Below are 22,906 nucleotides of genomic sequence, written 5' to 3'. Positions count from 1 at the left end.
GGCGTGATCGTCAGGCCGGCGAGCTGGGCTGGAGTCAGCGTCCAGGTGCCGTCGGCGTTGTGCGTACCGGCGCTGAGCGTCGCGCCGGTAGGAACGCCGGCGATGACGATGCTCAAGGCTTCCGAACCGTCGGTATCGGTCAGCGCCGGGTTGATCGTCAGCGCGATGGCGGTGTCTTCATTGCCACGCGCGCTGGTGACGGAGAGCGTCGGGGTATCGGTCACCGGATCGACGGTGACGTGCAAAGTCTCGCTCTTGGTCGCTGCGACGGCGACGCCGTCCTTGGCGACGGCGGTCACCGTCAGGTCGAAATCGGCGTCGCTGTTCGACGGCGGCGTGATGGTCAGGCCGGACAGTTGGGCCGGGGTCAGCGTCCAGGTGCCGTCGCCGTTGTGGGTGCCGGCGCTGAGCGTCGCGCCGGTAGGAAAGCCGGCGATGACGATGCTCAAGGCTTCCGAACCGTCGGTATCGGTCAGCGCCGGGTTGATCGTCAGCGCGATGGCGGTGTCTTCATTGCCACGCGCGCTGGTGACGCTCAGCGTCGGCGTATCGGTCACCGGATCGACGGTGACGCGCAAGGTCTCGCTCTTGGTCACTGCGACGGCGACGCCGTCCTTGGCGATGGCGGTTACCGTCAGGTCGAAATCGACGTCGCTGTTCGACGGCGGCGTGATCGTCAGGCCGGACAGTTGGGCTGGCGTCAGAGTCCAGGTGCCATCGGCATTGTGCGTACCGGCGCTGAGGGTTGCTCCGGCGGGAACGCCGGCGATGACGATGCTCAAGGCTTCCGAGCCGTCGGTGTCGGTCAGGGCCGGGCTGATCGTCAGCGCGATGGCGGTGTCTTCATTGCCACGCGCGCTGGTGACGCTCAGCGTCGGCGTATCGGTCACCGGATCGACGGTGACGTGCAGGGTCTCGCTCTTGGTCGCTTCGGTGGCGACACCGTCCTTGGCGATGGCGGTCACCGTCAGGTCGAAGTCCACGTCGCTGTTCGACGGCGGCGTGACGGTCAGGCCGGCAAGCTGCTCCTTGGTCAGGGTGACCGAGCCGCCGGTGACCGTCAGCGTGCCGTTCAGCGTGTTGGCGAGCATGGCACCGGCGGGAATGCCGCTGATGGTGATGCTCAGCGCCTCGGAGCCGTCCAGATCGGTCAGCGCCGGGCTGATCGCCAGCGCGATGGCGGTGTCTTCGTTACCCTGCGCGGCGGTGACGGAGAGCGTCGGCATGTCGGTCACCGGATCGACGATGACGTGCAAAGTCTCGCTCTTGGTCGCTTCGGCGGCGACGCCGTCCTTGGCGATGGCGGTGACGGTGAGGGTGAAATCCACGTCGCTGTTCGACGGCGGCGTGATCTTCAGGCCGGCGAGCTGGGCCGGAGTCAGAGTCCAGGTGCCGTCGGCATTGTGGGTGCCCGCGCTGAGCGTCGCGCCGGTAGGAACGCCGGCGATGACGATGCTCAAGGCTTCCGAACCGTCGGTGTCGGTCAGGGCCGGGCTGATGGTCAGCGCAATGGCGGTGTCTTCGTTTCCACGCGCGGCGGTGACGCTCAGCGTCGGCGTATCGGTCACCGGATCGACGGTGACGTGCAAGGTCTCGCTCTTGGTCGCTTCGGTGGCGACACCGTCCTTGGCGATGGCGGTCACCGTCAGGTCGAAGTCCACGTCGCTGTTCGACGGCGGCGTGATCGTCAGGCCGGTCAGCTGGGCCGGAGTCAGAGTCCAGGTGCCGTCGGCGTTGTGGGTGCCGGCGCTGAGCGTCGCGCCGGTAGGAACGCCGGCGATGACGATGCTCAGCGCCTCCGACCCGTCGGTGTCGGTCAGGGCCGGGTTGATCGTCAGTGCAATGGCGGTGTCTTCGTTTCCACGCGCGGCGGTGACGGAGAGCGTCGGGGTGTCGGTCACCGGATCGACGGTGACATGCAGGATCTCGCTCTTGGTCGCTGCGACGGCAACGCCATCCTTGGCGATGGCGGTCACCGTCAGGTCGAAGTCAACGTCGCTGTTCGACGGCGGCGTGATGGTTAGGCCGGTCAGCTGGGCCGGGGTGAGCGTCCAGGTGCCATCGGCATTGTGGGTGCCGGCGCTGAGCGTCGCCCCGATCGGAACGCCGGCAATGACGATGCTCAGGGCTTCCGAGCCGTCTAGATCGGTCAGCGCCGGACTGATCGTCAGCGCGATGGCGGAGTCTTCGTTGCCACGCGCGGCAGTGACGCTCAGCGTCGGGGTGTCCGACACTGGATTGACGGTCACCGGCAGCGTCTGGGTCACCGATACCGCATCGGCAGTGCCGTCCTTGGCCGTGGCGGTGACGGTCAGGGTGAAGTCCACGTCGCTGTTCGACGGCGGCGTGACGGTCAGGCCGGCAAGCTGATCCTTGGTCAGCGTGATCGAGCCGCCGGTGACCGTCAGCACATCGCCCGCCGTATTGCCGAGGATCGCACCGGCAGGGATGCCGCTGATGGTGATGCTCAGCGCTTCCGAGCCGTCAGTGTCGGTCAGCGCCGGGCTGATCGCCAGCGCAATGGCAGTGTCTTCGTTACCCTGCGCGGCGGTAACGCTCAGCGTCGGGGTGTCGGTCACCGGATCGACGGTGACGTGCAGGATCTCGCTCTTGGTTGCCTCGGTGGCGACGCCGTCCTTGGCGATGGCAGTGACGGTGAGGGTGAAATCCACGTCGCTGTTCGACGGCGGCGTGATCGTCAGGCCGGACAGCTGGGCCGGAGTCAGAGTCCAAGTGCCGTCGGCATTGTGGGTGCCGGCGCTGAGCGTCGCCCCGGCCGGAACTCCGGCGATGGAGATCGTCAGCGCCTCCGACCCGTCGGTGTCGGTCAGAGCCGGGCTGATCGTCAGCGGGATGGCGGTGTCTTCGTTGCCCTGGACATTGCTGACGGTGAGCGTCGGCGTGTCCGACACCGGGTTGACGGTGACAAGCAGGGGCGCGCTGGTGCTTGCCGTACCGGCATCGCCGTCCTTGGCCGTAGCGGTGACGGTTAGGGTGAAGTCCTCGTCGCTGTTCTGCGGCGGGGTGATCTTCAGACCGGCCAACTGGACCGGCGTCAGGGTGATCGAGCCGCCGGAGATGGACAGCGCCTCGCCGGCTGTGTTGGTCAGCACCGCCCCGTCCGGAATCCCGGAGATGGTGATGCTCAGGGTTTCCGATCCATCCGTGTCCGTCAGGGCCGGATTGATCGTCAGGGCAATCGCCGTGTCCTCGTCGCCTGCCGCCGTCTGGACGGTGAGCATCGGCGTGTCCGACACCGGCGCGACGGCCACTGCAAGGGTCTGTGTCACCGATACCGGGTCGGCCGTGCCGTCCTTTGCCGTGGCGGTGACGGTCAGGGTGAAGTCCACGTCGCTGTTCTGAGGCGGCGTGATGGTCAAGCCGGCGAGCTGGGCCGGGGTCAGCGTCCAGGTACCGTCGCTATTGTGGGTGCCGGCGCTGAGCGTCGCGCCGCCTGGAACGCCGCTGATCGTGATGCTCAACGTTTCCGACCCGTCGAGGTCGGTCAGGGCCGGATTGATCGTCAGCGGAATGGCGGTGTCTTCGATGCCGGAAGCGGCGCTGACCGTCAGCGTCGGCGTGTCGGTCACCGGGGTCACCGTGACCACCAGCGGCATGCTGGTGCTGGCCGGAGCGGCGGTGCCGTCCCGGCTGGTCGCGGTGACCGTCAGGGTGAAGTCCGCGTCGCTGTTCAGCGGCGGCGTGATCGCCAGACCGGCCAGCTGGGCCGGCGTCAGGGTGATCGAGCCGCCGGAGATGGTCAGCGCCTCGCCGGCCGCGTTGGTCAGTACCGCCCCGTCCGGGATGCCGCCGATGGTAACGCTCAGCGTCTCCGATCCGTCGGTGTCGGTCAGGGCCGGGCTGATCGTCAGCGGGATCGGCGTATCCTCCGCCCCCGTCACCGCCGCGACGCCGAGCGTCGGCGTGTCGGAGACCGGATTGACGGTGACCGGCAGCGTGGTGGTGACGCTGTTGGGGGTGGCGCTGCCGTCGGTGCTGGTGGCGGTCACGGTCAGGGAGAAGCTGTCGCCACTGTTGGGCGGCGGGGTCAGCGTCAGGCCGGGAATCTGCGAGGAGGTCAGCACGATGCTGCCGTTCACCACCGTCAGCACCGCGCCGGACCCGTCGCGCAGCACCGCCCCGTCCGGAATGCCGGACAGGGTGACGGCCAGCACCTCCGTCCCGCCGGTGTCGGTCAGGGCGGCGGCGATGTTCAGGGCGATGGCCGTGTCCTCGTCGCCCGACACGCCGTTCACCGTGAGGCTGGGCGTGTCCGACACCGGCGCCGGCGTGGTGGTGGTGGTGGTGGCAGCGGCGGTAAGGTCGGGCGCGGCGGTCGCGGCGTCCAGAAAGGTGACGGGGTCGGCGTTGGGTACGGTTCCGTCGTCGATCACCTGATCGGGCGTCTCGGGCACGGGGATTTCCGGCAGCGCGACGGCGAGTTCGGTATAGGTGGTCGTCGTGCGCGCGTTTGACAGCAGTTCCGCCCGCTCCACCGCGCTGCCGGTGGCCTCGCGGCTCTCCCCCGCCGACAGGCCCGATCCTTCGGGGCCGGCCGGGCCGGAGCCGCGGGTGCCTTCGGTGCGCAGGACATCGCCGTTCAGAAGCAGTGCGTTCACCGCCCGGTCGGAGGCGACCGCCACGGATTCGCCGACGACGGTGCCGGTCTGCACCGCGCCGCCGACCATCAGATCCTCGGCGCCGCGGTAGTCGGTCTGGACATAGCCCAGCGTGTCGTCGGGCCGCTGCAGTTGGACGGCGCTCGCCTCGTGGATGACGCCACCCAGCCGGGTGCCGTCAACCTGCTGCAGGAGGGTCAGATCGTCCAGGATCTGACGATCGTCGACCGCCGGGACATTGCCTTGAACCGCTTCCTCAGCCATCGGACCGCTCCATAAGAGGGATGCGAAGTCGCACCACGCCACTCGTCACGACCCTAGGTTCTAGCGCCCTGACTTGCTTGTGATAAGAGACATCCTGTGATGAGTTTCAACAGCTTGCGTGGTGGGACGACCCTCGCGCGGGTTCTGCCGCAGCGGTGCGAAGCTGGTGGAGACCATTGAAAACACATGGTTTCTTTCCCCTTTCACGCAGGTTCGAAAGGGGTGCGCCTAACACATTTTGTCACTCGGTTGCCTTTTGTTGCTATTCGCGGATTTACCTATCACTAGCAATTGTGGTGTTGATTAGCGCCCGGTTAACTCCGTGAACAGGTTGGTCGTCTTGCAGTCCGCAGCCCCGTCCACCATCCGCACCGCACCGCGTACCGCCGCGGCAAATGCGTCCTCCGGCAGCGACCGGGCGGCCGAAAAGGCGGCCCGACGCCTGCTGTCCGGCATGCTGGGGCCGCGCCGCGACCGGGCGATGCTGGTCCTGGCGTCCTTCGCGCTGAACATCTTCGCGCTGGCGCTGCCGGTCACGCTGCTGCACGTCTACGACCGCATCCTGCCGAACGAGTCGTACGGCACCATGCTTCTGCTCGGCCTCGGCTGCGGGGCGGCGGCGGTGATGGAGGCGATCCTGCGCGTCGCGCGCTCGGCGCTGACCACCTGGATGGGCGCCAGGATCGAGCATCGGTCGAGCGCGTCGCTGATCGACCGGCTGATGCACATGCCGCTGAACGCCTTTTCCCAACAGGGGATCGGCACCCATTTCGAGGTCTACCGCGCCATCAAGATGGTGCGGGAATTCTATTCGGGCCAGGCGCTGCAGTCGGCCATCGACATTCCCTTCGCCGTTCTCTACCTGGGGCTGATCGCCCTGCTGGCCGGCTGGCTGGCGGTGATCCCGGTGGCGGTGCTGGCGCTGTTCCTGATCGTCGGCGCCATGCTGGGCCGGCGGATGCGCCGGGCGCTGGAAAGCCGCCACACGCTGGAGGAACGGCGCCTGAACTTCATCAGCGAGGTGCTGGCCGGCGTCCATACCGTGAAGGGGCTGGGGGCCGAGGCCGGTCTGCTGCGCCGCCACGAACGCCTGCAGCAGGGCTGCAGCGAGGAGGATTTCACCGTCGCGCGGCTCAGCGGCACGGCCTCGGTCGTCGCCGCCACGCTGGCGCAGGCGACGATGATGCTGGTGGTGATCCTGGGCAGCGTTTCGGTGATCGACGGGGCGATGACCACCGGCGTGCTCACCGCCTGTTCGATGCTGGCCGGACGCTGCGTGCAGCCGGTGCAGGCCTTGTTCGACCGCTGGGTCCGCTACCAGTCGGTGTCGCTGGCCCTGCGCCGCATCGGCCATGTCCTGCTGGAGGTCGGAGTTGACGGTGCCGCGGCGCAGCCGGGTAAGACCGGCGCGGGCGGCACGTCCGAGGGCGCGGTCACCATGCCGCTGGCCCCCGGCTCCATCGAGATGGACAAGGTCCGCTTCGCCTACGATCGCGGGCCGGAGATCCTGAGCGGCCTGTCGCTGAGCGTCGGGCCGGGCGAGTTCCTGGGCGTGGTGGCGACCAACAGTTCGGGCAAGACCACGCTGCTGCGCCTGATCCTGGGCGTGCTGCGGCCGAGTTCGGGCGAGGTGCGGGTCGGCGTGCGCGCCTTGACCGAGGCCGATGCCATGATCGGCATCGGCGGCGTCGTCTATGTCGGCGAGCATCCGGAGCTGTTCAAAGGCACCATCCTGCAGAACCTGACCCTGTTCGACCCCGGCCGGGCCGATCTGGCGATGGAGGTCTGCCGCCGGCTGGGCCTCGACCGCCGCATCGCCAGCCTGCCGCAGGGCTATGAGACCATCGTCGGCGACGCCTCGCAGGAGGCGCTGCCACGCGGCGCCCGCCAGTTGATCTGCCTTGCCCGCGCGCTGGTGCGCGAACCGGCCGTGCTGCTGCTGGACGAGCCGAACTCCTCCCTCGACGTCGAGTCCGACAAGGCGTTCCGCCGCGCGCTGGACGAGCTGCGCGGCAGCGTCACCATCCTGCTGGTCACCAGCCGTCCGTCGCTGCTGTCGCTGGCCGACCGGGTGGTGCAGATCGTCGACGGCCATGCCGTCACCCGCAACCCGGATGCCGGAAGCGTCGGCGTGCAGCCAGCCCTGGTCACCGCCTCCGCCCCGGCGGCCGAGGCGGAGGCCAGGACCGCCGCGGAGCCGATCCGCGCCGCCCGTGACGATGGCGACATCCTGCGCCGCCGGCTGGCCGAAGCCTCGGCGGTCGGCGCCTGCATGGTCCCGCTGCTGGACGCGCTGGGCTGGCGCGGCGCGCCGCAGACGCTGGCGGAGGCACTGCCCCACTTCTCCGAGGTGCAGACGGTGGAGGAGCTGTGCGACGTTCTCCAGCGCCTGCATTTCGACGGGCGCAGCCTGCGCTTCGATCTCGGCCGGCCGGAGCCGTCGCTGCTGCCCTGCCTGTTCCGTGCCCGCGACGGCGGCATCTACACCCTGCTGTCCGCCGACGCCGACGGCGTCACCGCCTTCAGCGGCCGGTCGCGCGAGACGGTGTTGCTGAATTTCGGCAAGGGCACCGCCTATGTCTTCACCCCGCTGGAGGCGGCGGCCGGCGCCGGCAACCAGAACTGGGTCGGCACGGTCATCCATGCCTATCTGCCGCTGCTGTGGGCCGTGCTGGGGCTGAGCGCGGTCATCAACCTGCTGTCCGTCGCCGCGCCGCTCTTCACCATGGCGATCTACGACAAGGTCATCGGCACCGGATCCTTCGACACGCTGGCGACCATCGCCGTCGGCGCGTTCCTGGTGATCGCCGGCGATTTCGCCCTGCGCCAGATCCGCGGCCGGGCGCTGGCCCATGCCGGGTCGCGCATCGCCCGCAGCATCAGCAACGCCACCATCGAGCGCATCCTGATGCTGCCGGTGGGGTTGAGCGAGCGCGCCGCCATCGGCACGCAGATCGCCCGGGTGAAGGATCTGGAGTCGATCCGCGACTTCATCAGCCAGGGGCAGGTCGCGGCCTTGTTCGACGTGCCCTTCGCCCTGTTCTATCTGGGAGTGATGGCCATGCTGGGCGGGCCGCTGGCGCTGGTGCCGCTGGCCGCCGTGCTGGTGACCGCCGCCATCGGCGCCGCCGTCCACCCGCTGGTGCGCGCCCGCACCGGCACCACCGCGCGGGCCGACACCGAACGGCAGGAATTCTTCGTCGAGATGGTCGCCAAGATGCCGGCCCTGCGCGCCATCGGCGGGCTGGCCCACTGGCGCGACCGCTATGACCGGCTGTCGGCCCGCACCGCCCGGTCGGGCCACACCGCCGCCAACCTGTCGGCTACTCATGCGGCGCTGGCCGGGCTGGTGGTGCCGATCGCCGGGCTCGCCACCGTCGGCGTCGGCGCCTTGCAGGTCTTCGCCGGCGCCATGACGCCGGGCGCGCTGATGGCGTCGATGATGCTGCTGTGGCGGGTGATGGTGCCGCTGCAGACCGCCGTCTCCATGCTGCCGCGCATCGAGCAGCTGCGCGCCAACGCCCGCCAGATCAACGGCCTGATGAACATCCGGCCGGAACGCGAGCCGCGCTGCGCCACCCTGCAGCCGCGCAAGCTGAAGGGCGAGGTCTCCTTCTCCCGCGTCTCGCTGCGCTATCGCAACGACGCCGATCCGGCGCTGGTCGGCGTGACCTTCACCGTCAAGCCGGGGCAGATCGTCGCCATCGTCGGTTCGGACGGCGCCGGCAAGTCGTCGCTGCTGAAGGTGATGCTGGGGCTCTATGCGCCGCAGGCCGGCAACGTGCGGATCGACGGCGTCGACATCCGCCAGATGGACCCGGTCGACCTGCGCAAGTCCATCGGCTATGTGCCGCAGGCCAGCTCGCTGTTCTACGGCACCATCGCCCAGAACCTGCGCTTCGCCGACCAGACCGCCGACGAGGCGGAGCTGCGCTGGGCGCTGTCGCTGGCCGGCGCGCTGGACGAGGTGGAGGCGCTGCCGCGGGGGCTGGACACCCGCATCGGCGACAACCAGTCGCTGCGCCTGTCACCCAGCCTGACGCAGAAGATCTGCCTGGCCCGCGCCTATATCCGCCGTCCGCGCATCCTGCTGCTGGACGAGCCGGCCAGCCGGCTGGATTTCGAGGGGGACAAGGCCCTGCACGCGGCGCTGGCCGCGCTGCGCGGCCACAGCACCATCTTCCTGGTCACCCACCGGCCGAGCCATCTGACGCTGGCCGACACGGTACTGACCATGGATGCCGGCATGATCGCACCCGCCAACCCGGCCGGCGGCCTGCCCGGTCCCCGACCGGTTGGTCCGGGGGGTGGCAGCAGCGTAGCCAACGGCATCGCCGGGGCGCTGCTGGGCGGGATCGGGCTGCAACGCCCGCCCGGCGTCGCCGCCACGCCGCAACGCTGACCCGTTTCGATCCTTCCTCTTCGATTTCCCCTTCCTCTTTCGCTTTCGATGTGATCCGCAGATGGCCGCTTCAGACCTCGCCCGCCCCACCGGCAAATCGCTCAGCGCCGACGATGCGACGCTGTCGCTGGTCCGTGCGACCATCCTCGTGCTGGTCCTGCTGCTGGCAGCATTGCTGACCTGGGCCACGCTGATGCCAGTCAAGGAGGCCGTCGTCACCGCCGGGCAGGTGGTGCCGTCCGGCAACTCCCAGGTCGTCCAGCATCTGGAAGGCGGCATCGTGTCGGCCATCCTGGTCAAGGAGGGCGATCTGGTCGAGGCCGGCCAGCCGCTGATCGTCTTCGATCCCAAGCAGGTCCAGGCCGAGCGCGAGCAGATGAACGCCCGCCTGCTGACGCTGGAGCTGCGGGCGGAGCGGCTGCGCGCCTTCGCCGCCGGGCGGGAGCCCGATTTCGCCCGCGTCTCCGGCCCCGACACACCCCAGGCCGAGGCGCAGATCGCCGACCAGCGCCTGATCTACGACACCCAGCGCAAGGCCCGCGACACCGCCATCGCCGTGCTGCAGGCCCAGGTGTCGCAGCGCGAGGCCGAACTGGCGCTGTACGAAGGGCAGCTGGCCAACATCAAGGACCAGATCACCTTCATCACCGGATCGGTCGACATCCGCAACAGGCTGGAATCCATGGGCCTGTCGTCGAAGCTGCAATCGCTGGAAACCCAGCGCGAGCAGTCGCGCCTGATGGGCGAGCAGCGGCGGATCGAGGGCCAGATCATCGCCACCCAGCAGGCGATCACCGAGGCCGGCAACCGCATCCTCGACCAGTCGGCCAAGCTGTCGCAGGACGCCGTGACCGAGATGGGCACCGTCACCGCCGAGATCGCCCAACTGCGCGAGGCCCGCGCCAAGCTGGACGATCGCGCCGAGCGGCTGACCGTGCCGTCGCCGGTGCGCGGGCTGGTGCAGGATCTGCGGGTCAACACCATCGGCGCCGTGGTGCCGGAAGGCGGCGTGCTGATGCAGATCGTCCCGGTCGACCACGAGATGACGGTGGAGGCGCACGTCACCCCGCGCGACGTCGGCCATCTCCAGGTCGGGCAGGAGGCGACGGTGAAGGTGCTGACCTACGACTTCGCCCGCTACGGCGCCATCACCGGCACGCTGCAGCGCATCTCCGCCTCCACCTTCCTGGACGAGCAGAAGCGCCCCTACTACAAGGCGGTCGTGGCGCTCAGCCGCAACCATGTCGGCCGCGACGACGTCCAGCACCCGGTTCTGCCCGGCATGACCACCCAGGTGGAGATGCCCACCGGCGAGCGGTCGCTGCTGGAATATCTGCTGAAACCGATCTACTTCGCCCTGTCCGACAGCTTCAACGAACGGTGAGAAGTCCCCTCTCCCCCCCGGGGAGAGGGTTAGGGTGAGGGGGAGGCGCGGCGAGGATTTTTGGAATAGTCACGCGGTGCATCCCCCCTCACCCCGACCCTCTCCCCGGGGGGAGAGGGAGATTGGCCACCCTCCCCCCACAAACGCAAAAAGGCCGCCGGTCCTGGCTAGGACGGGCGGCCGATGGATAGCGCGAGCGGTCAGTAGGCGCCGAGCGACCGGGCGGCGGCGGTGAATTCCTCGGCCAGCCAGCCTTCCTGCTCGATCAGGTGGCCCATCAGGCGCTTCAGCGCCGCCTCGTAGACCTCGGCGCGCTCTCCATCGGGCAGGCCCGCCGCGGCGAGACGGGCGACGAAGTCGTCCACCACCTGTTCGGCCTTCCGGGTGTCGACTTGGGTCATGACGGGAAACAACCTGGGGTTCGTGTCGGCAAGCTTCTGGGGAATCATCGGGGCGCCTTGATGCTGGACGCGTGGCCTACCCGAATAATGGGTCTACGATCGTCGGGTGTGAAGGTGCGATTTAGCGCTTAAATGAAATAAATTTAGGCTGCATTTGATACATCTCGTTTCATGTGCCTGCTGCCGGTGGCGAAAAGCGGCAAACCGCAAGCGTGGAACAGCTCCGACACAGCTCGACAGAATATGTCACGACATACCAGTAGCAATCATTGGTGCCAGTACCTAAAATTGCCGCGACTCAGCAGCGCCCGTGAACGCCATGGCCGGCCGCCCCAACCGCAGCGCCTCCCTTCAGACCGTGCCGCTCCACGCGGTGGAACCGGATCCGGCAGCCGTCAGCCTCGACAAGGTCAAGGCGATCCTGGCCCCGCTGGACCGGGCGCAGAAGTCCAAGCTGTTCGAACTGGTGCAGGCAGGCCATCTGGAAGACGACCAGATGACGGTGGAGGTCGGCCGCCTGATCGTCGCCATGCTGAACGGCCCGCGCACCGAACATGCCCGGCGCATCTGGACCGGCTGGTTCGACCCGGTGATGCTGCGCACCGATGCGCTGATGCTGGCGGAAAGCCGGCCGCCCGGCTGCATGCATGTGGTCGACGCCAGCGCCTGGTGGTTCGCCCTGCTGCCGCATCTGCGTGACCTTGCCGGGCGGGTCCAGGCCGACATCGCCGACCGCGCCAGCGAACATCCGCTCGACGCCGTCCTCGCCTCCCCCGCCGCCGCGGAGTGGGCGGAGGAGCTTCGCATCCATTCGCTGGAAATCCTGCGCCGGCGTGGCGTGGCCGGACCGCTGCTGGCGACCGCCAACGCAGAGCGGATCACCCTGCTGCGCAAGCGCGGACTGGCCGGCGTGGCGCCACTGTCGTTCGGCGATCTGGCGATGCTGGACGCCATGCTGGAGCATGCGCCGCTGTGGAAGGGCGCCGTCCGTCCACGCGACACCATCGGCATCCTGCACATGGTGTCGGAGATGGCGGAGCGCGGCGCCGCCACGGGTGGTGGGGCGGACGGTGCGATGCACTACGCCCTGGCCCTGCTGAACGGATCGCGCGATCCCGATCAGGCGCTGGCGCTCCACGGCCTGTCGCCCAACCCGGCTCTGGTCGAGGCGGCGGTCGGGCATGTGCAGTTCGCCTGGCAATGCCTGCGCCAGAAGCTGGAGGACCTGCATCTCGGCCGCTCCGCCCCGCCGCAGCTGACCGCCGGCGAGACGGTGGACCGGCTGCAGGAGCGCGCCTTCCGCTGGTACGACGCGCTTCAGGGCTTCGGCGTCGAGCGCGGGGGGCGCAACTGGGCGGCGGTGTCCGCTGCCGTCGGCCGGGTGACCGGGCTGGTGGAGGGAGAGGTGGTGCCGGTGCTGAGCCACCGCCTGCTGACGCTGAACGCCAGCAGCTCGGCCCGGCCGCTGATCGACCCGGTGCGCTTCATCAACGGCTTCAACCACCGGCTTCGCCGCCGCGGCATCGCCGCTTCCACCAACCCCTGGCTGACGGCGATCGGCGAGCATCTGGCCGGCCTGTTCCGGCAGATCGGCGCCTATGGCCGGGAGGATGCGCTGTCGGCCATGGCCGAGCTGTGCGAACTGGCGGAAGAAACCGGCTATCCCATCGAGGTGACCGCCATCGACAAGACGCTGCTGGCCATCGCCGAGCGGGCGCTGCGCGACGGCCGCGAACTGAACACCGCGGAAAGCAGGCTGATCGAGCGCGTCGTCACCGTCGCGACCGAGGAACGCCGCCGCTGCCGCTGGTGGGTGTCGGGCGAACTGGTCAGCCTGCTGGACGCCGCCCAGCAGCGCGGCATCGGTCCGACGCCGCAATAGGCCCGGCCGGCAATACCGACCGGCAAACCCACTCAGGACGACAGCGCGATCCCCGCCTTCATGGTGGCCAGCGCCAGCTGGGTGCGGTTGCGTACGCCCAGCCGCTGCATCACCGTGCGCAGATGCACCTTGATGGTGCCCTCCAGCACGCCCAGCGAGCGGGCGATCTCCTTGTTCGACCGGCCTTCCAGCAGAAGGCGCAACACTTCGCGCTGACGCTCGGTCAGGCCGCTGACCGCTTCGCTTTCGCTGCGGAGCGGAGCGGCGGCGGAGGCCAGGGCGATGCGGACCGGCCGGCCGTCGGGCGGCTTCGGCGGCGCCGGGGCGAAGATTCCGCCCTCCAGCACGATGGGCAGCGCCTGGTCGAGCACCCCGCCCTCACAGCCCTTGTGGACGAAGCCGCGCGCGCCGGCACGGATGCAGGACGCGATGACGTTGCCGTCGGTCGTTCCGGAGACGACGATCAGCGGCACGTCTCCGGCCGCCTTCAGCATGTCGGTCAGGCCGCTGTGCTCGTCGCTGTCGCCCATCTGGAGGTCGTAGAGGATGGCGGTGAGGTCCGGTTCGGAGCGCACCTTGCGCACGGCCTCGGCCAGCGATCCCGCTTCCACGACCGCGACATGCTCATACCGTTGCCGCAGGGCCAGCGACAGGCCGTAACGGACAAGCGCATGATCGTCGACAATCAGGAATTTGAGGGGATCGTCGGAGGGGGTCCGGCGGTCAGACACCATGTCCTGCTCCAGAGAGCCTTGAGCGTGCTGCCCATGATGATCCACGTTTGTTCCTCTTCTCAGCTGGATTCAGGTGTCATCTCCCACCGGATTGGTGGGTCTCCTTAGCGAGAGTAGGGCCAAATGACAGCGCGGATGAACCACCCCATCCGGCTGTCCTCAAGGCGCAAGGGGCTGAGGAGTAATCAAACCGAAGGTGGTACGACCTTCATCGGCTACGGTTTCCAGCGGTGCTGCGCCGCCTTCCGCGGATGCCTTGCCTCCGCTTCCTACGATCACCGGACTGCTGCACAAGCGGCACCATGACCGAGAAGACCGACCCCCGCCCCGGACAGGACCGCAGCCCGATCCGATGGCCGAGTTGCCGGGCCAGCCGCGAGACGATCGCGAGGCCGAGCCCGACCCCGCGCCGCTGGTCGCGACTGGTGGTGTCGAGTTGCCGGAATTCTTCGAAGATGGCGGCCTGGTTGGCCTCCTCGATGCCGGGGCCGCTGTCCCACACCTCGATGCGCAGACAGAGCCGCCCCTGCGCGTCGCGGCAGCGGCGGCAGCCCAGCAGGATGGTTCCCGAAGCGGTGTATTTCAGCGCATTCGCGAGAAGGTTGCGCAGGATACGCTCCAGAAGCTGCGCATCGCTGAGCACCTCGGCATGACAGGGGACGACACGGAAGCGGATCCCCCGCATCTCCGCCTGTATGGCGAACTCGCCTGAGATGCTTTCGAACATGACCGGCATCGGCACCGGCTCGATGGCCGGTTCAAGCGCCCCGGCATCGAGCCGTGCGGTGTCCAGCATGCCGTCCAGCAGGGTACGGATCGACAGATGCGCCGCCAGAAGCCCGCCCAGGATCGGCCGTTCGGCATCGCCGAGCCGATGACGCAGCACGTCCAGGAACAGCCCCATCGACATCACCGGCTGGCGCAGGTCATGGCTGGCCGAGCCGAGAAGCCGGAGCTTGGCGGCATCGGCCGCACGGAGACGTTGCAGTTCCTCGTTGGATTCGGCGAGATGGGCGTTGGCTTCCTCGACCTGCTTCAGCGAGAGGCGCAGTTCTTCGCCTATGACGCGCAGCTCTTCCCGGGAGGCTCGCAGTTCGGTACTCGACTCGTTGGAAGCCTTGCTGAACCGATCCAATGCGCTCTCGCGCAGTGCCAGACGTTCCTGCACCTGATCCAGTTGCAGAAGGGTTGCGTCGTGCCGCACGGTCAAGGCGTTCAACTCGCAGCGCTGGCGTGCGAACACGGAGTCCGCCTCCGTCTGCCAGCCTTCCAGATCTTCGATCAGCGTCTGCGCCCGCTCAAGTTCGTCGTAAAGGCGCTGGAAGGCCGATGACGACCGATCCTTCTTCAACTCGTCGGCGACGCAGATGAAATGCTCGGTCTCGCCGCTGGGTCCGATCAGCGGGGCGATGACCATGGAGCACAGATATTCGCTGCCGTCCTTGCGCCGGTTGACCAGGGTACCGCGGGCGAACCGGCCGTCCCGCAGGTCGCGCATGATGGCGGCGGACGCCGGCTTGTCGGTGCGCCCGCACTGCAGCATGCGGGGCGACCGGCCGATCACCTCATCCGCGCGATAGCCGGTGAGGCGGGTGAAGGCCCGGTTGACATAGCGGATGGTCGGGCCGGGCGCGGCAAGAGCCCGGTCGGTAATGATGACCGCCTGATCCAGCCGGTCCCAGATCAGTTGGATCACCAGCGGCCAGGCTTTGGAATCCCGCAACCCCTGTACATTCGACATGGCAATGCAGTCCACTTCAAGACCGGCGGTCCGGGGTTCATGATGTCGACTCAGAACACCAGCTTCTAATATATCCCGTTAACTGTCAGGATGCGAAGTCGTTTCGGTTATATGACTTCGGACATCTGGTCGGGTATTTGGATGCCGTTCGCGCTGCAGCGACAAGCCATGGTGCGGCCGGAACAGTCTTGCCGAAAGCGATCCTTCCGAAACCGGTTGTCTTCAGCCCCGAAGCATGAAGGAGGCACCGGGCAAGGCGATGGAGAAATGGGCCGGAACCGGATCGCCTCCGAAGGGTTGGACTGGAGACGGACGCAGGCAGCCCCCCTGCAAGACATGCCCCGCAAGCAGCAAGAGACGCATCCCATGAGCATCGACGGACTGTCGGACGACGACGACACCCCGCATTACGACGGTCCGGCCGGCGGCTGGGGATCGGTCGGGTCGATGGCCCGCATCATGGGGGAGGAGCGGCCGACCCCCGCCGTGCTCGACACGCTGCGCCGGCAGAACAAGCCCGGCGGCTTCATGTGCGTGTCCTGCGCCTGGGCCAAGCCGGCCAAGCCGCACACCTTCGAGTTCTGCGAGAATGGCGCCAAGGCGACGATCTGGGAACTGACCAGCCGGCGCTGCACGCCCGACTTCTTCGCAGAGCACACGGTCACCGAGTTGAAGGGCTGGAAGGATTACGACCTGGAACAGCAGGGGCGGCTGACCCACCCCATGCGCTATGACCGGGCAAGCGACCGCTATGTGCCCTGCGGCTGGGACGAGGCCTTCGCCGCCATCGGGGCGGAGCTGCGCGCCATCGATCCGGAACAGGCGGTGTTCTATTCGTCGGGCCGCGCCAGCCTGGAGACGTCATATCTCTATGCGCTGTTCGCGCGGCTCTATGGGCACAACAATCTGCCCGACAGCTCCAACATGTGCCACGAGACGACCTCGGTCGGGCTGAAGAAGGTCATCGGCTCGCCGGTCGGCACCTGCGTGCTGGACGATTTCGACAGCTGCAACGCCATCTTCTTCTTCGGCCAGAACACCGGGTCGAACAGCCCCCGCCTGCTCCATCCGTTGCAGGAGGCGGTGAAGCGCGGGGCGAAGATCGTCACCTTCAACCCGGTGCGGGAAAAGGGGCTGGAGAGCTTCCGCAACCCGCAAAGCCCGCTGGAGATGCTGACCGGCAAGGAAACGCAAATCTCCACGCTGTATTTCCAGGTGAAGGCCGGCGGCGACATCGCGGCGATCACCGGCCTGATCAAGCATGTGCTGGCGGCGGAGGAGGAGCGGCAGAGGACGGGCAAGCATGTCCTCGACCAGGACTTCATCGCCCAGCACACCGTTGGCTTCGAGGAGATGAAGGCGCAGGTGACCGCCATCGGCTGGGAGGAGATCGAGGAGGAATCCGGCCTGACCCGCGCCGACCTGAAGCAGGCCGCCGACATCTATGTCGAGGCCGACCGCTCCATCGCCATGTACGGCATGGGCCTGACCCAGCAGGTGCACGGGTCGGAGACGCTGGCGGCGCTGGTCAATCTGTGGCTGCTGAAGGGCAACATCGGCCGCGACGGCGCCGGCATTTCCCCGGTGCGCGGCCATTCCAACGTCCAGGGCCAGCGCACCGTCGGCATCTCGGAAAAGCCGGAACTGGTGCCGCTCGACCGGCTGGCCGACCAGTTCGGCTTCGAACCGCCGCGCAAGGAGGGGCTGACCACCGTCAAGGCCTGCGAGAAGATCCTGTCGGGCGAGGTGAAGGCCTTCATCGGCCTCGGCGGCAACTTCGTCCGCGCCATCCCCGAGCGCGAGCGGATGGAGGCGGCCTGGACCCGCATGCGCCTGACCGTGCAGATCGCCACCAAGCTGAACCGCAGCCACCTGATCAATGGCGAGGTCGCCTATCTGCTGCCCTGCCTCGGCCGGTCGGAGGAGGACGTGCAGGAGAGCGGCGCGCAGGCGGTGACGATGGAGGACAGCCTGAGCTGCATCCACGGCTCGCTCGGCAACAACACACCGGCCAGCCCGCATCTGAAGTCGGAGGTCGCCATCGTCGCCGGTATGGCCAAGGCGACCCTGCCGCCCAACCCGAAGGTGACGTGGGACGCGTGGGTGGCCGATTACCGCCGCATCCGCGCGCTGATCGAGAAGACCTATCCCGACCAGTTCCACCGCTTCAACGAGCGGGTCTTCACCCCCGGCGGCTTCTACCGCGGTAACCCGGCGCGCGAGCGGATCTGGAAGACCGAGTCCGGCAAGGCCCACTTCACCCCGCCGGGCCGCCTGCGCGCCATCGGTTTCGAGGATGCGCCGGGCCGCTGGCGGCTGATGACGATGCGGTCGAACGACCAGTTCAACACGACGATCTACGGCTATTCCGACCGCCTGCGCGGGATCGAGGGTACCCGCGACGTGCTGCTGATGAACCCGCTGGACATCGCCGCCGCAGGGTTGCGCGAGGGTCAGGTGGTGGCGCTGGCGAGCGATGCCGGCGACGATGTCGACCGCCGGGTGGGCGGGTTGACGGTGACACCCTTCCACCTGCCGCGCGGCTGCGTCGGGGCGTATTACCCGGAGATGAACCCGCTGATCCCGCTGTGGTATCACGACGAGGCGTCGAAGACGCCGGCCGCGAAGGGAGTGCCGGTGCGGATCGTGGCGGATGAGGGTATGGAGGTTAGCTGAGGGGAGTGGTCCAACTACAAAAGCAGGCGGGAATCAGGGCAAGCTCAGCCCAACTTACCAACGCTGCCTTTGTGAGAGAACAAATTGGCTGAAGCACTACATTATTGCGCGTCGATCAAAAATTTAGTACAAAATCGACTTAACCATCCGCATCCTACTCTTTTTAAGAGAGATTCATAATGGCAGTACGCTCCAAACTTGTCAATCTTGATGCTATGATAAAGCGTGAAGATTTTGCTATGTCTGATGCAGAACCTGAGGGATTTGAAAACGTTTCCACAATATCTTTAAGAGATTTTACCAAAGGAGGCCTCATTGGCCCCAATCTTCGTAAACCGGATTTTCAACGAGAAACTAATCATTGGGGACCAGAGCAGGTGGTATCTTTATTAGAATGCTTTGTTAGCGGAGATCTAATACCGTCTGTAATTTTATGGCAGTCCCCCACTTACCTTTTCGTGATTGATGGGGGCCACCGCTTAAGCGCATTGAGGGCATGGGTTGAAGATGATTATGGCGATGGGCCACTCTCGCAGGAGTATTTTGGCTATCAAATTTCACAAGAACAAAGGAGTATTGCCGATAGAACACGGCAGCTGGTAAACAGAAGAATTGGCAGCTGGAAACATTTTGAATCTCGTAATGCTCAGGTAATAGATCCAACAGAGCGAAAAAAATTAAATGCAATTGTCTCCCGAGGACTTCCGATTCAATGGGTTAAGGGAGATGCAGATAAAGCTGAAAGTTCATTTTTCAAAATAAATACTAACGGCACCCCGCTGGATCGCATTGAAGAGTTACTATTAAAAAATAGACGAAAGCCTATCCCCATTGCAGCAAGAGCTATCATCCGAGCAGGGAAAGGACATAGATATTGGTCTTTGTTCCCAATTGAAACAGCTGAACGCATCGAGAACACAGCAAAAGAGATCCACACTCTTCTGTTTGATCCTGAAATAAAAAGCCCCGTAAAGACACTTGATCTACCTTTGGGTGGACCAAAGGGGGTGCGCGATGCATTGCAGGTGCTAATAGAGGTTGTGCAGATCGCAATATGCGGAGTTGACTACGAGAAAGTAAAAATTGAAACTTTACCGGATGATAAGGACGGAGAAGAAACCGTTGATACACTTAAAGAAGTACTTCGCCTCATTAAGAGGTTAACTGGCAACGATAATGGGAGCCTTGGACTCCATCCAGCTGTTTATTTTTACGGTCCAACCGGCCGGCATTCTGGTCCAATGTTTATGGGGACGCTTGCTCTTTTTGCAGAGAAACTTGACAATAATGATTCCGAATATTTCGTCAAATTTTCTAAGGTAAGATCTGATCTCGAAGGCATACTGATAAAGCACAAAGAACTTATTGCCACAATTATGCAAAAACAAGTCAGCAACAAACGAGCTAAGAGCTACAACAATATGCTTAAGGGTGTGGTAAAATCTCTTTTGCTTGAGCAGCCAATTACAGAAGCTGAACTAGTATCACTCTCGGGACTAGCCGGAAAAATAGTTGTTGGCTCTTCTACGGACAGATCTGTAGACTTCTCTGACGATACAAAAAGTGAGGCGTTTATCCGAGGCGCACTCTCTACATCAATGAAGTGCTCGATATGTAATGGCTACTTAGATCCAGGGAAATCAATTTCTTATGACCACGTTATTAGAAAGCGAGATGGAGGCCGAGGAACATCAGAAAATTGTGCATTAACTCACCCATACTGTAATCAAGCAACTAAGAATTGATCAGTCAAAGAGGTGGATCGAGGCGCTGCCTCGATCCACCCCATTGGGGACGGCGATCTTGAGTTAAATTAAAAAAATCTGCTCAGTGCGCCTCTTCCCAATTGTCCCCAATCCCCGCTTCCGCCACCAGCGGCACGCCCAGCGTCGCCGCCCCCTCCATCACCTCGCGCACGATCCGCGCGGCGTCCTCCGCCTCCGCTTCCGGCACCTCGAACAGCAGTTCGTCGTGCACCTGCAGCAGCATCCGTGCGTTGCTGCCCGCGGCGGCCAGGGCGCCCGGCATGCGGTTCATCGCGCGCTTCATGATGTCGGCGGCGGTCCCCTGGATCGGGGCGTTGATCGCCTGACGCTCGGCGAAGGCGCGGCGGGCGGCGTTCTTTTCCTGGATGCCGGGCATGTAGCAGCGGCGGCCGAACAGAGTCACCACATAGCCGTGCTGGCGGGCGAAGGCCTTGGTCGACTCCATCCACACCTTCAGCTCGTGGAAGCGCTCCAGATAGGTCTTGATGAAGGCGTTGGCCTCGCCGGGCGCGATGCCGAGCTGGCGGCCGAGGCCGAAGCCGGAGATGCCATAGATGATGCCGAAGTTGATCGCCTTGGCCTTGCGGCGGATGTCCGGCGTCATCTGCTCCAGCGGGATGCCGAAGACCTGGGCGGCGGTGGCGGCGTGAATGTCCAGCCCGTCGCGGAAGGCGTCCTTCAACGCCTGGATGTTCGCCATCTCCGCCACCAGACGCAGCTCGATCTGCGAGTAATCGACGCTCAGCAGCTTGTGGCCGGGTGAGGCGACGAAGGCGCGGCGGATCTTCTTGCCCTCCTCCGTCCGCACCGGGATGTTCTGCAGGTTGGGGTCGGTGGAGGACAGGCGGCCGGTGTTGGTCGCCGCCAGCGCGAAGGCGGTGTGGACGCGGCCGGTGATGGGCGAGATCTTCTCCTGCAGCGCGTCGGTATAGGTGCTTTTCAGCTTGGCGAGCTGGCGCCAGTCGAGCACGCGCTGGGCGATGGTGTGCCCCTGCTCCGCCAGTTCCTCCAGCACGCTGCTGTCGGTGGAATAGGCGCCGGTCTTGCCCTTCTTGCCGGTGCCGAGCTTCATCGTGTCGAACAGGATCTCGCCCAGCTGCTTGGGCGAGCCGATGTTGAAGGTCTGGCCGGCGAGCAGGTGGACGTCCTTCTCGATCTCGGCGAGGCGGACGGACAGGCTCTGCGACAGGTCGGACAGCGCCTTCTTGTCGATGTGCACCCCGGCCCGCTCCATGTCCGCCACCACCGGGACCAGCGGACGGTCCAGCGTCTCATAGACGGTGACCATGCGGTCGTCGACCAGACGCGGCTTCAGCAGAGTCCACAGGCGCAGCGTGATGTCGGCATCCTCGGCGGCATAGGCCAGCGCCTTGTCCAGCGGCACGCGGTCGAAGGTGATCTGGTTCTTGCCGGTGCCGCAGACCTCCTTGAAGGGGATCGGCGTGTAGGCGAGGTGCAGCTCCGCCAGCTCGTCCATGCCGTGGCCGTGCGAACCGCCCTCCAGCACGTAGGAGATCAGCATGCTGTCGTCCACCGGCGAGACCTTGATGCCGTTGCGGGCGAACAGCTGGTGGTCGAACTTGAAGTTGTGGCCGACTTTGAGGACCGACGGGTCCTCCAGCACGTCCTTCAGGATCGCCATCGCCTCGGCCGTCGGGATCTGCTTGGGCGGCGGCGGGGCGTCGAAGTCCAGCTGGCCGGCAGCGGCGGTCGAGGCGCCATGGGCGAGCGGGATGTAGCAGGCGATGCCCGGCTCGGTGGACAGCGACACGCCGACCAGCGTGGCGGTGGCCGGGGTCAGGCTGTCGGTCTCGGTGTCGACCGCCAGCACGCCGGTCTCGCGCGCCCGCTCGACCCAGCGGCGCAGCGCGTCGGCGTCCTGCACCAGTTCATAGCGCACCTCCGGCACATGCAGCACCGTCTTGCGGGCCGGGCGGTCCTCTCCGGCCGCCCCTTCGGCCGGCGCCGGAGAGGTTGCCGCGGAGGTGGCTGCCGAATGGGCGGACGCGGGCGTGCCGCCGGCCCCGTCGGCGATGCGGCCGTCCTTCTGCATCTCCATCTCGACGCGGGAGACGATGCTGCGGAATCCCTGGGCCTTCAGGAAGTCGATCAGACGCTGGTGGTCGGGCTCGCGCACCCGCAGCTCGTCCAGCGGCTTGGGCGGCGGCACCTGATCGTCCAGCAGGACCAGACGGCGGGAGACGCGGGCCAGATCGGCGAACTCGATCAGCTTCTGGCGGCGGGCCGGCTGCTTGATCTTCTCCGCATTGGCCAGCAGGGCTTCCAGGTCGCCATATTCGGTGATCAGCTGGGCGGCGGTCTTCACGCCGATGCCGGGCACGCCGGGAACATTGTCGACGCTGTCGCCGGCCAGCGCCTGGACGTCCACCACCTTGTCCGGCGGGACGCCGAACTTCTCGAACACCTCGTCGGGGCCGATGGTCTTGTTCTTCATCGGGTCGAACATGCCGACGCCGGGGCGGACCAGCTGCATCAGGTCCTTGTCCGACGACACGATGGTGACCTGACGGCCGGCCTCCTGCGCCAGACGGGCGTAGGTGGCGATCAGGTCGTCGGCCTCGAAGCCCTCCAGCTCCAGACAGGGCAGGCAGAAGGCCTCCGTCGCCTCGCGGATCAGGGCGAACTGCGGCTTCAGCTCCTCCGGCGGTTCCGGGCGGTGGGCCTTGTAGTCGGGATAGAATTCGTTGCGGAAATTCAGCCGCTTGCTGTCGAAGACCACCGCCACCGCTTCCGCCTTGGCGTCGGCCAGCAGCTTCAGCAGCATGTTGGAGAAGCCCAGCACAGCGTTGACCGGCGTGCCGTCCGGCCGCGTCAGCATCGGCAGCGCGTGGAAGGCGCGGAAGATGAAGCCCGACCCGTCGACCAGATACAGGCCGCTGCCGTCGCCGCCGGAGGTGGCCTTGGCTTCGGTCGCGGTGTTCTCGGAGGCGGTGGCATCAGTCATGGCGGTCTCTCGTCCCTTCCTTGCGGGCGCTACCATCGCCGAAGGAGGGCCGTGAGTCGAGTGCCGAGACCG

Annotated in this window: 9 protein-coding genes and 1 pseudogene; 5 read left to right on the top strand and 5 right to left on the bottom strand. The window is 66.2% G+C overall.

From position 1 onward, the window contains the following. A pseudogene (locus tag FZ029_RS29055) lies at positions 1-4,883 on the bottom strand (calcium-binding protein); the annotation flags it as partial. A 340-nt stretch (positions 4,884-5,223) separates the two neighbouring features. Here FZ029_RS29055 and FZ029_RS29050 point away from each other — a divergent pair. Both FZ029_RS29050 and FZ029_RS29045 read left to right on the top strand, forming a co-directional pair. Then, positions 5,224-9,285, top strand: coding sequence for an ATP-binding cassette domain-containing protein (locus tag FZ029_RS29050; protein ID WP_247892550.1), 4,062 nt, complete (start codon positions 5,224-5,226; stop codon positions 9,283-9,285). Positions 9,286-9,346: 61 nt separating this feature from the next. Continuing rightward, positions 9,347-10,669 carry an HlyD family type I secretion periplasmic adaptor subunit gene (locus FZ029_RS29045; protein WP_149273291.1) on the top strand — a complete coding sequence of 441 codons (1,323 nt, stop codon included), beginning with the start codon at positions 9,347-9,349 and terminating at the stop codon, positions 10,667-10,669. A gap of 200 nt (positions 10,670-10,869) precedes the next feature. Here the strand turns inward: FZ029_RS29045 and FZ029_RS29040 are convergent, their stop codons facing one another. Further along, entirely contained in the window at positions 10,870-11,070 is a 201-nt protein-coding gene (locus FZ029_RS29040) for a hypothetical protein (protein WP_149199088.1), read from the bottom strand. 319 nt (positions 11,071-11,389) lie between these two features. On the opposite strand from FZ029_RS29040, the gene FZ029_RS29035 reads away from it, so the two are divergent. Then, a complete protein-coding gene (locus FZ029_RS29035) occupies positions 11,390-12,952 on the top strand; it encodes a hypothetical protein (protein ID WP_149273299.1) in 1,563 nt (520 codons plus the stop codon). Positions 12,953-12,984: 32 nt separating this feature from the next. Here FZ029_RS29035 and FZ029_RS29030 read toward each other — a convergent pair whose 3' ends face one another. Next, entirely contained in the window at positions 12,985-13,686 is a 702-nt protein-coding gene (locus FZ029_RS29030) for a response regulator transcription factor (protein WP_149273289.1), read from the bottom strand. Between the two features lie 208 nt (positions 13,687-13,894). Beyond that, positions 13,895-15,427 carry an ATP-binding protein gene (locus FZ029_RS29025; RefSeq protein ID WP_149273287.1) on the bottom strand — a complete coding sequence of 511 codons (1,533 nt, stop codon included), beginning with the start codon at positions 15,425-15,427 and terminating at the stop codon, positions 13,895-13,897. Positions 15,428-15,793: 366 nt separating this feature from the next. Here FZ029_RS29025 and FZ029_RS29020 point away from each other — a divergent pair, with 366 nt between their 5' ends. Together FZ029_RS29020 and FZ029_RS29015 are read left to right on the top strand one after the other, a co-directional pair. Next, positions 15,794-18,103, top strand: coding sequence for an FdhF/YdeP family oxidoreductase (locus tag FZ029_RS29020; protein ID WP_149273285.1), 2,310 nt, complete (start codon positions 15,794-15,796; stop codon positions 18,101-18,103). A 179-nt stretch (positions 18,104-18,282) separates the two neighbouring features. Beyond that, entirely contained in the window at positions 18,283-19,848 is a 1,566-nt protein-coding gene (locus tag FZ029_RS29015) for a DUF262 domain-containing protein (protein WP_149273283.1), read from the top strand. 82 nt (positions 19,849-19,930) lie between these two features. On the opposite strand, the gene polA is transcribed toward FZ029_RS29015, so the two are convergent. Continuing rightward, positions 19,931-22,834 carry a DNA polymerase I gene (gene polA / locus FZ029_RS29010; protein WP_149273281.1) on the bottom strand — a complete coding sequence of 968 codons (2,904 nt, stop codon included), beginning with the start codon at positions 22,832-22,834 and terminating at the stop codon, positions 19,931-19,933. Between the last annotated feature and the right edge of the window lie 72 nt (positions 22,835-22,906).

It is taken from the genome of Azospirillum sp. Sh1, assembly GCF_008365135.1.
In the GTDB taxonomy this organism is placed as follows: Bacteria; Pseudomonadota; Alphaproteobacteria; order Azospirillales; family Azospirillaceae; genus Azospirillum; species Azospirillum oryzae.
Note: the sequence above shows the minus strand (reverse complement) of the source record. Positions and strands in the feature narration are given on the sequence as shown.

Coding starts and splice junctions, on each gene's coding strand:
- FZ029_RS29025 (WP_149273287.1), bottom strand. CDS start 15,427: ATGTCGAATGTACAGGGGTTGCGGGATTCCAAAGCCTGGCCGCTGGTG.
- FZ029_RS29035 (WP_149273299.1), top strand. CDS start 11,390: ATGGCCGGCCGCCCCAACCGCAGCGCCTCCCTTCAGACCGTGCCGCTC.
- FZ029_RS29015 (WP_149273283.1), top strand. CDS start 18,283: ATGGCAGTACGCTCCAAACTTGTCAATCTTGATGCTATGATAAAGCGT.
- FZ029_RS29045 (WP_149273291.1), top strand. CDS start 9,347: ATGGCCGCTTCAGACCTCGCCCGCCCCACCGGCAAATCGCTCAGCGCC.
- FZ029_RS29040 (WP_149199088.1), bottom strand. CDS start 11,070: ATGACCCAAGTCGACACCCGGAAGGCCGAACAGGTGGTGGACGACTTC.
- FZ029_RS29030 (WP_149273289.1), bottom strand. CDS start 13,686: ATGGTGTCTGACCGCCGGACCCCCTCCGACGATCCCCTCAAATTCCTG.
- polA (WP_149273281.1), bottom strand. CDS start 22,834: ATGACTGATGCCACCGCCTCCGAGAACACCGCGACCGAAGCCAAGGCC.
- FZ029_RS29020 (WP_149273285.1), top strand. CDS start 15,794: ATGAGCATCGACGGACTGTCGGACGACGACGACACCCCGCATTACGAC.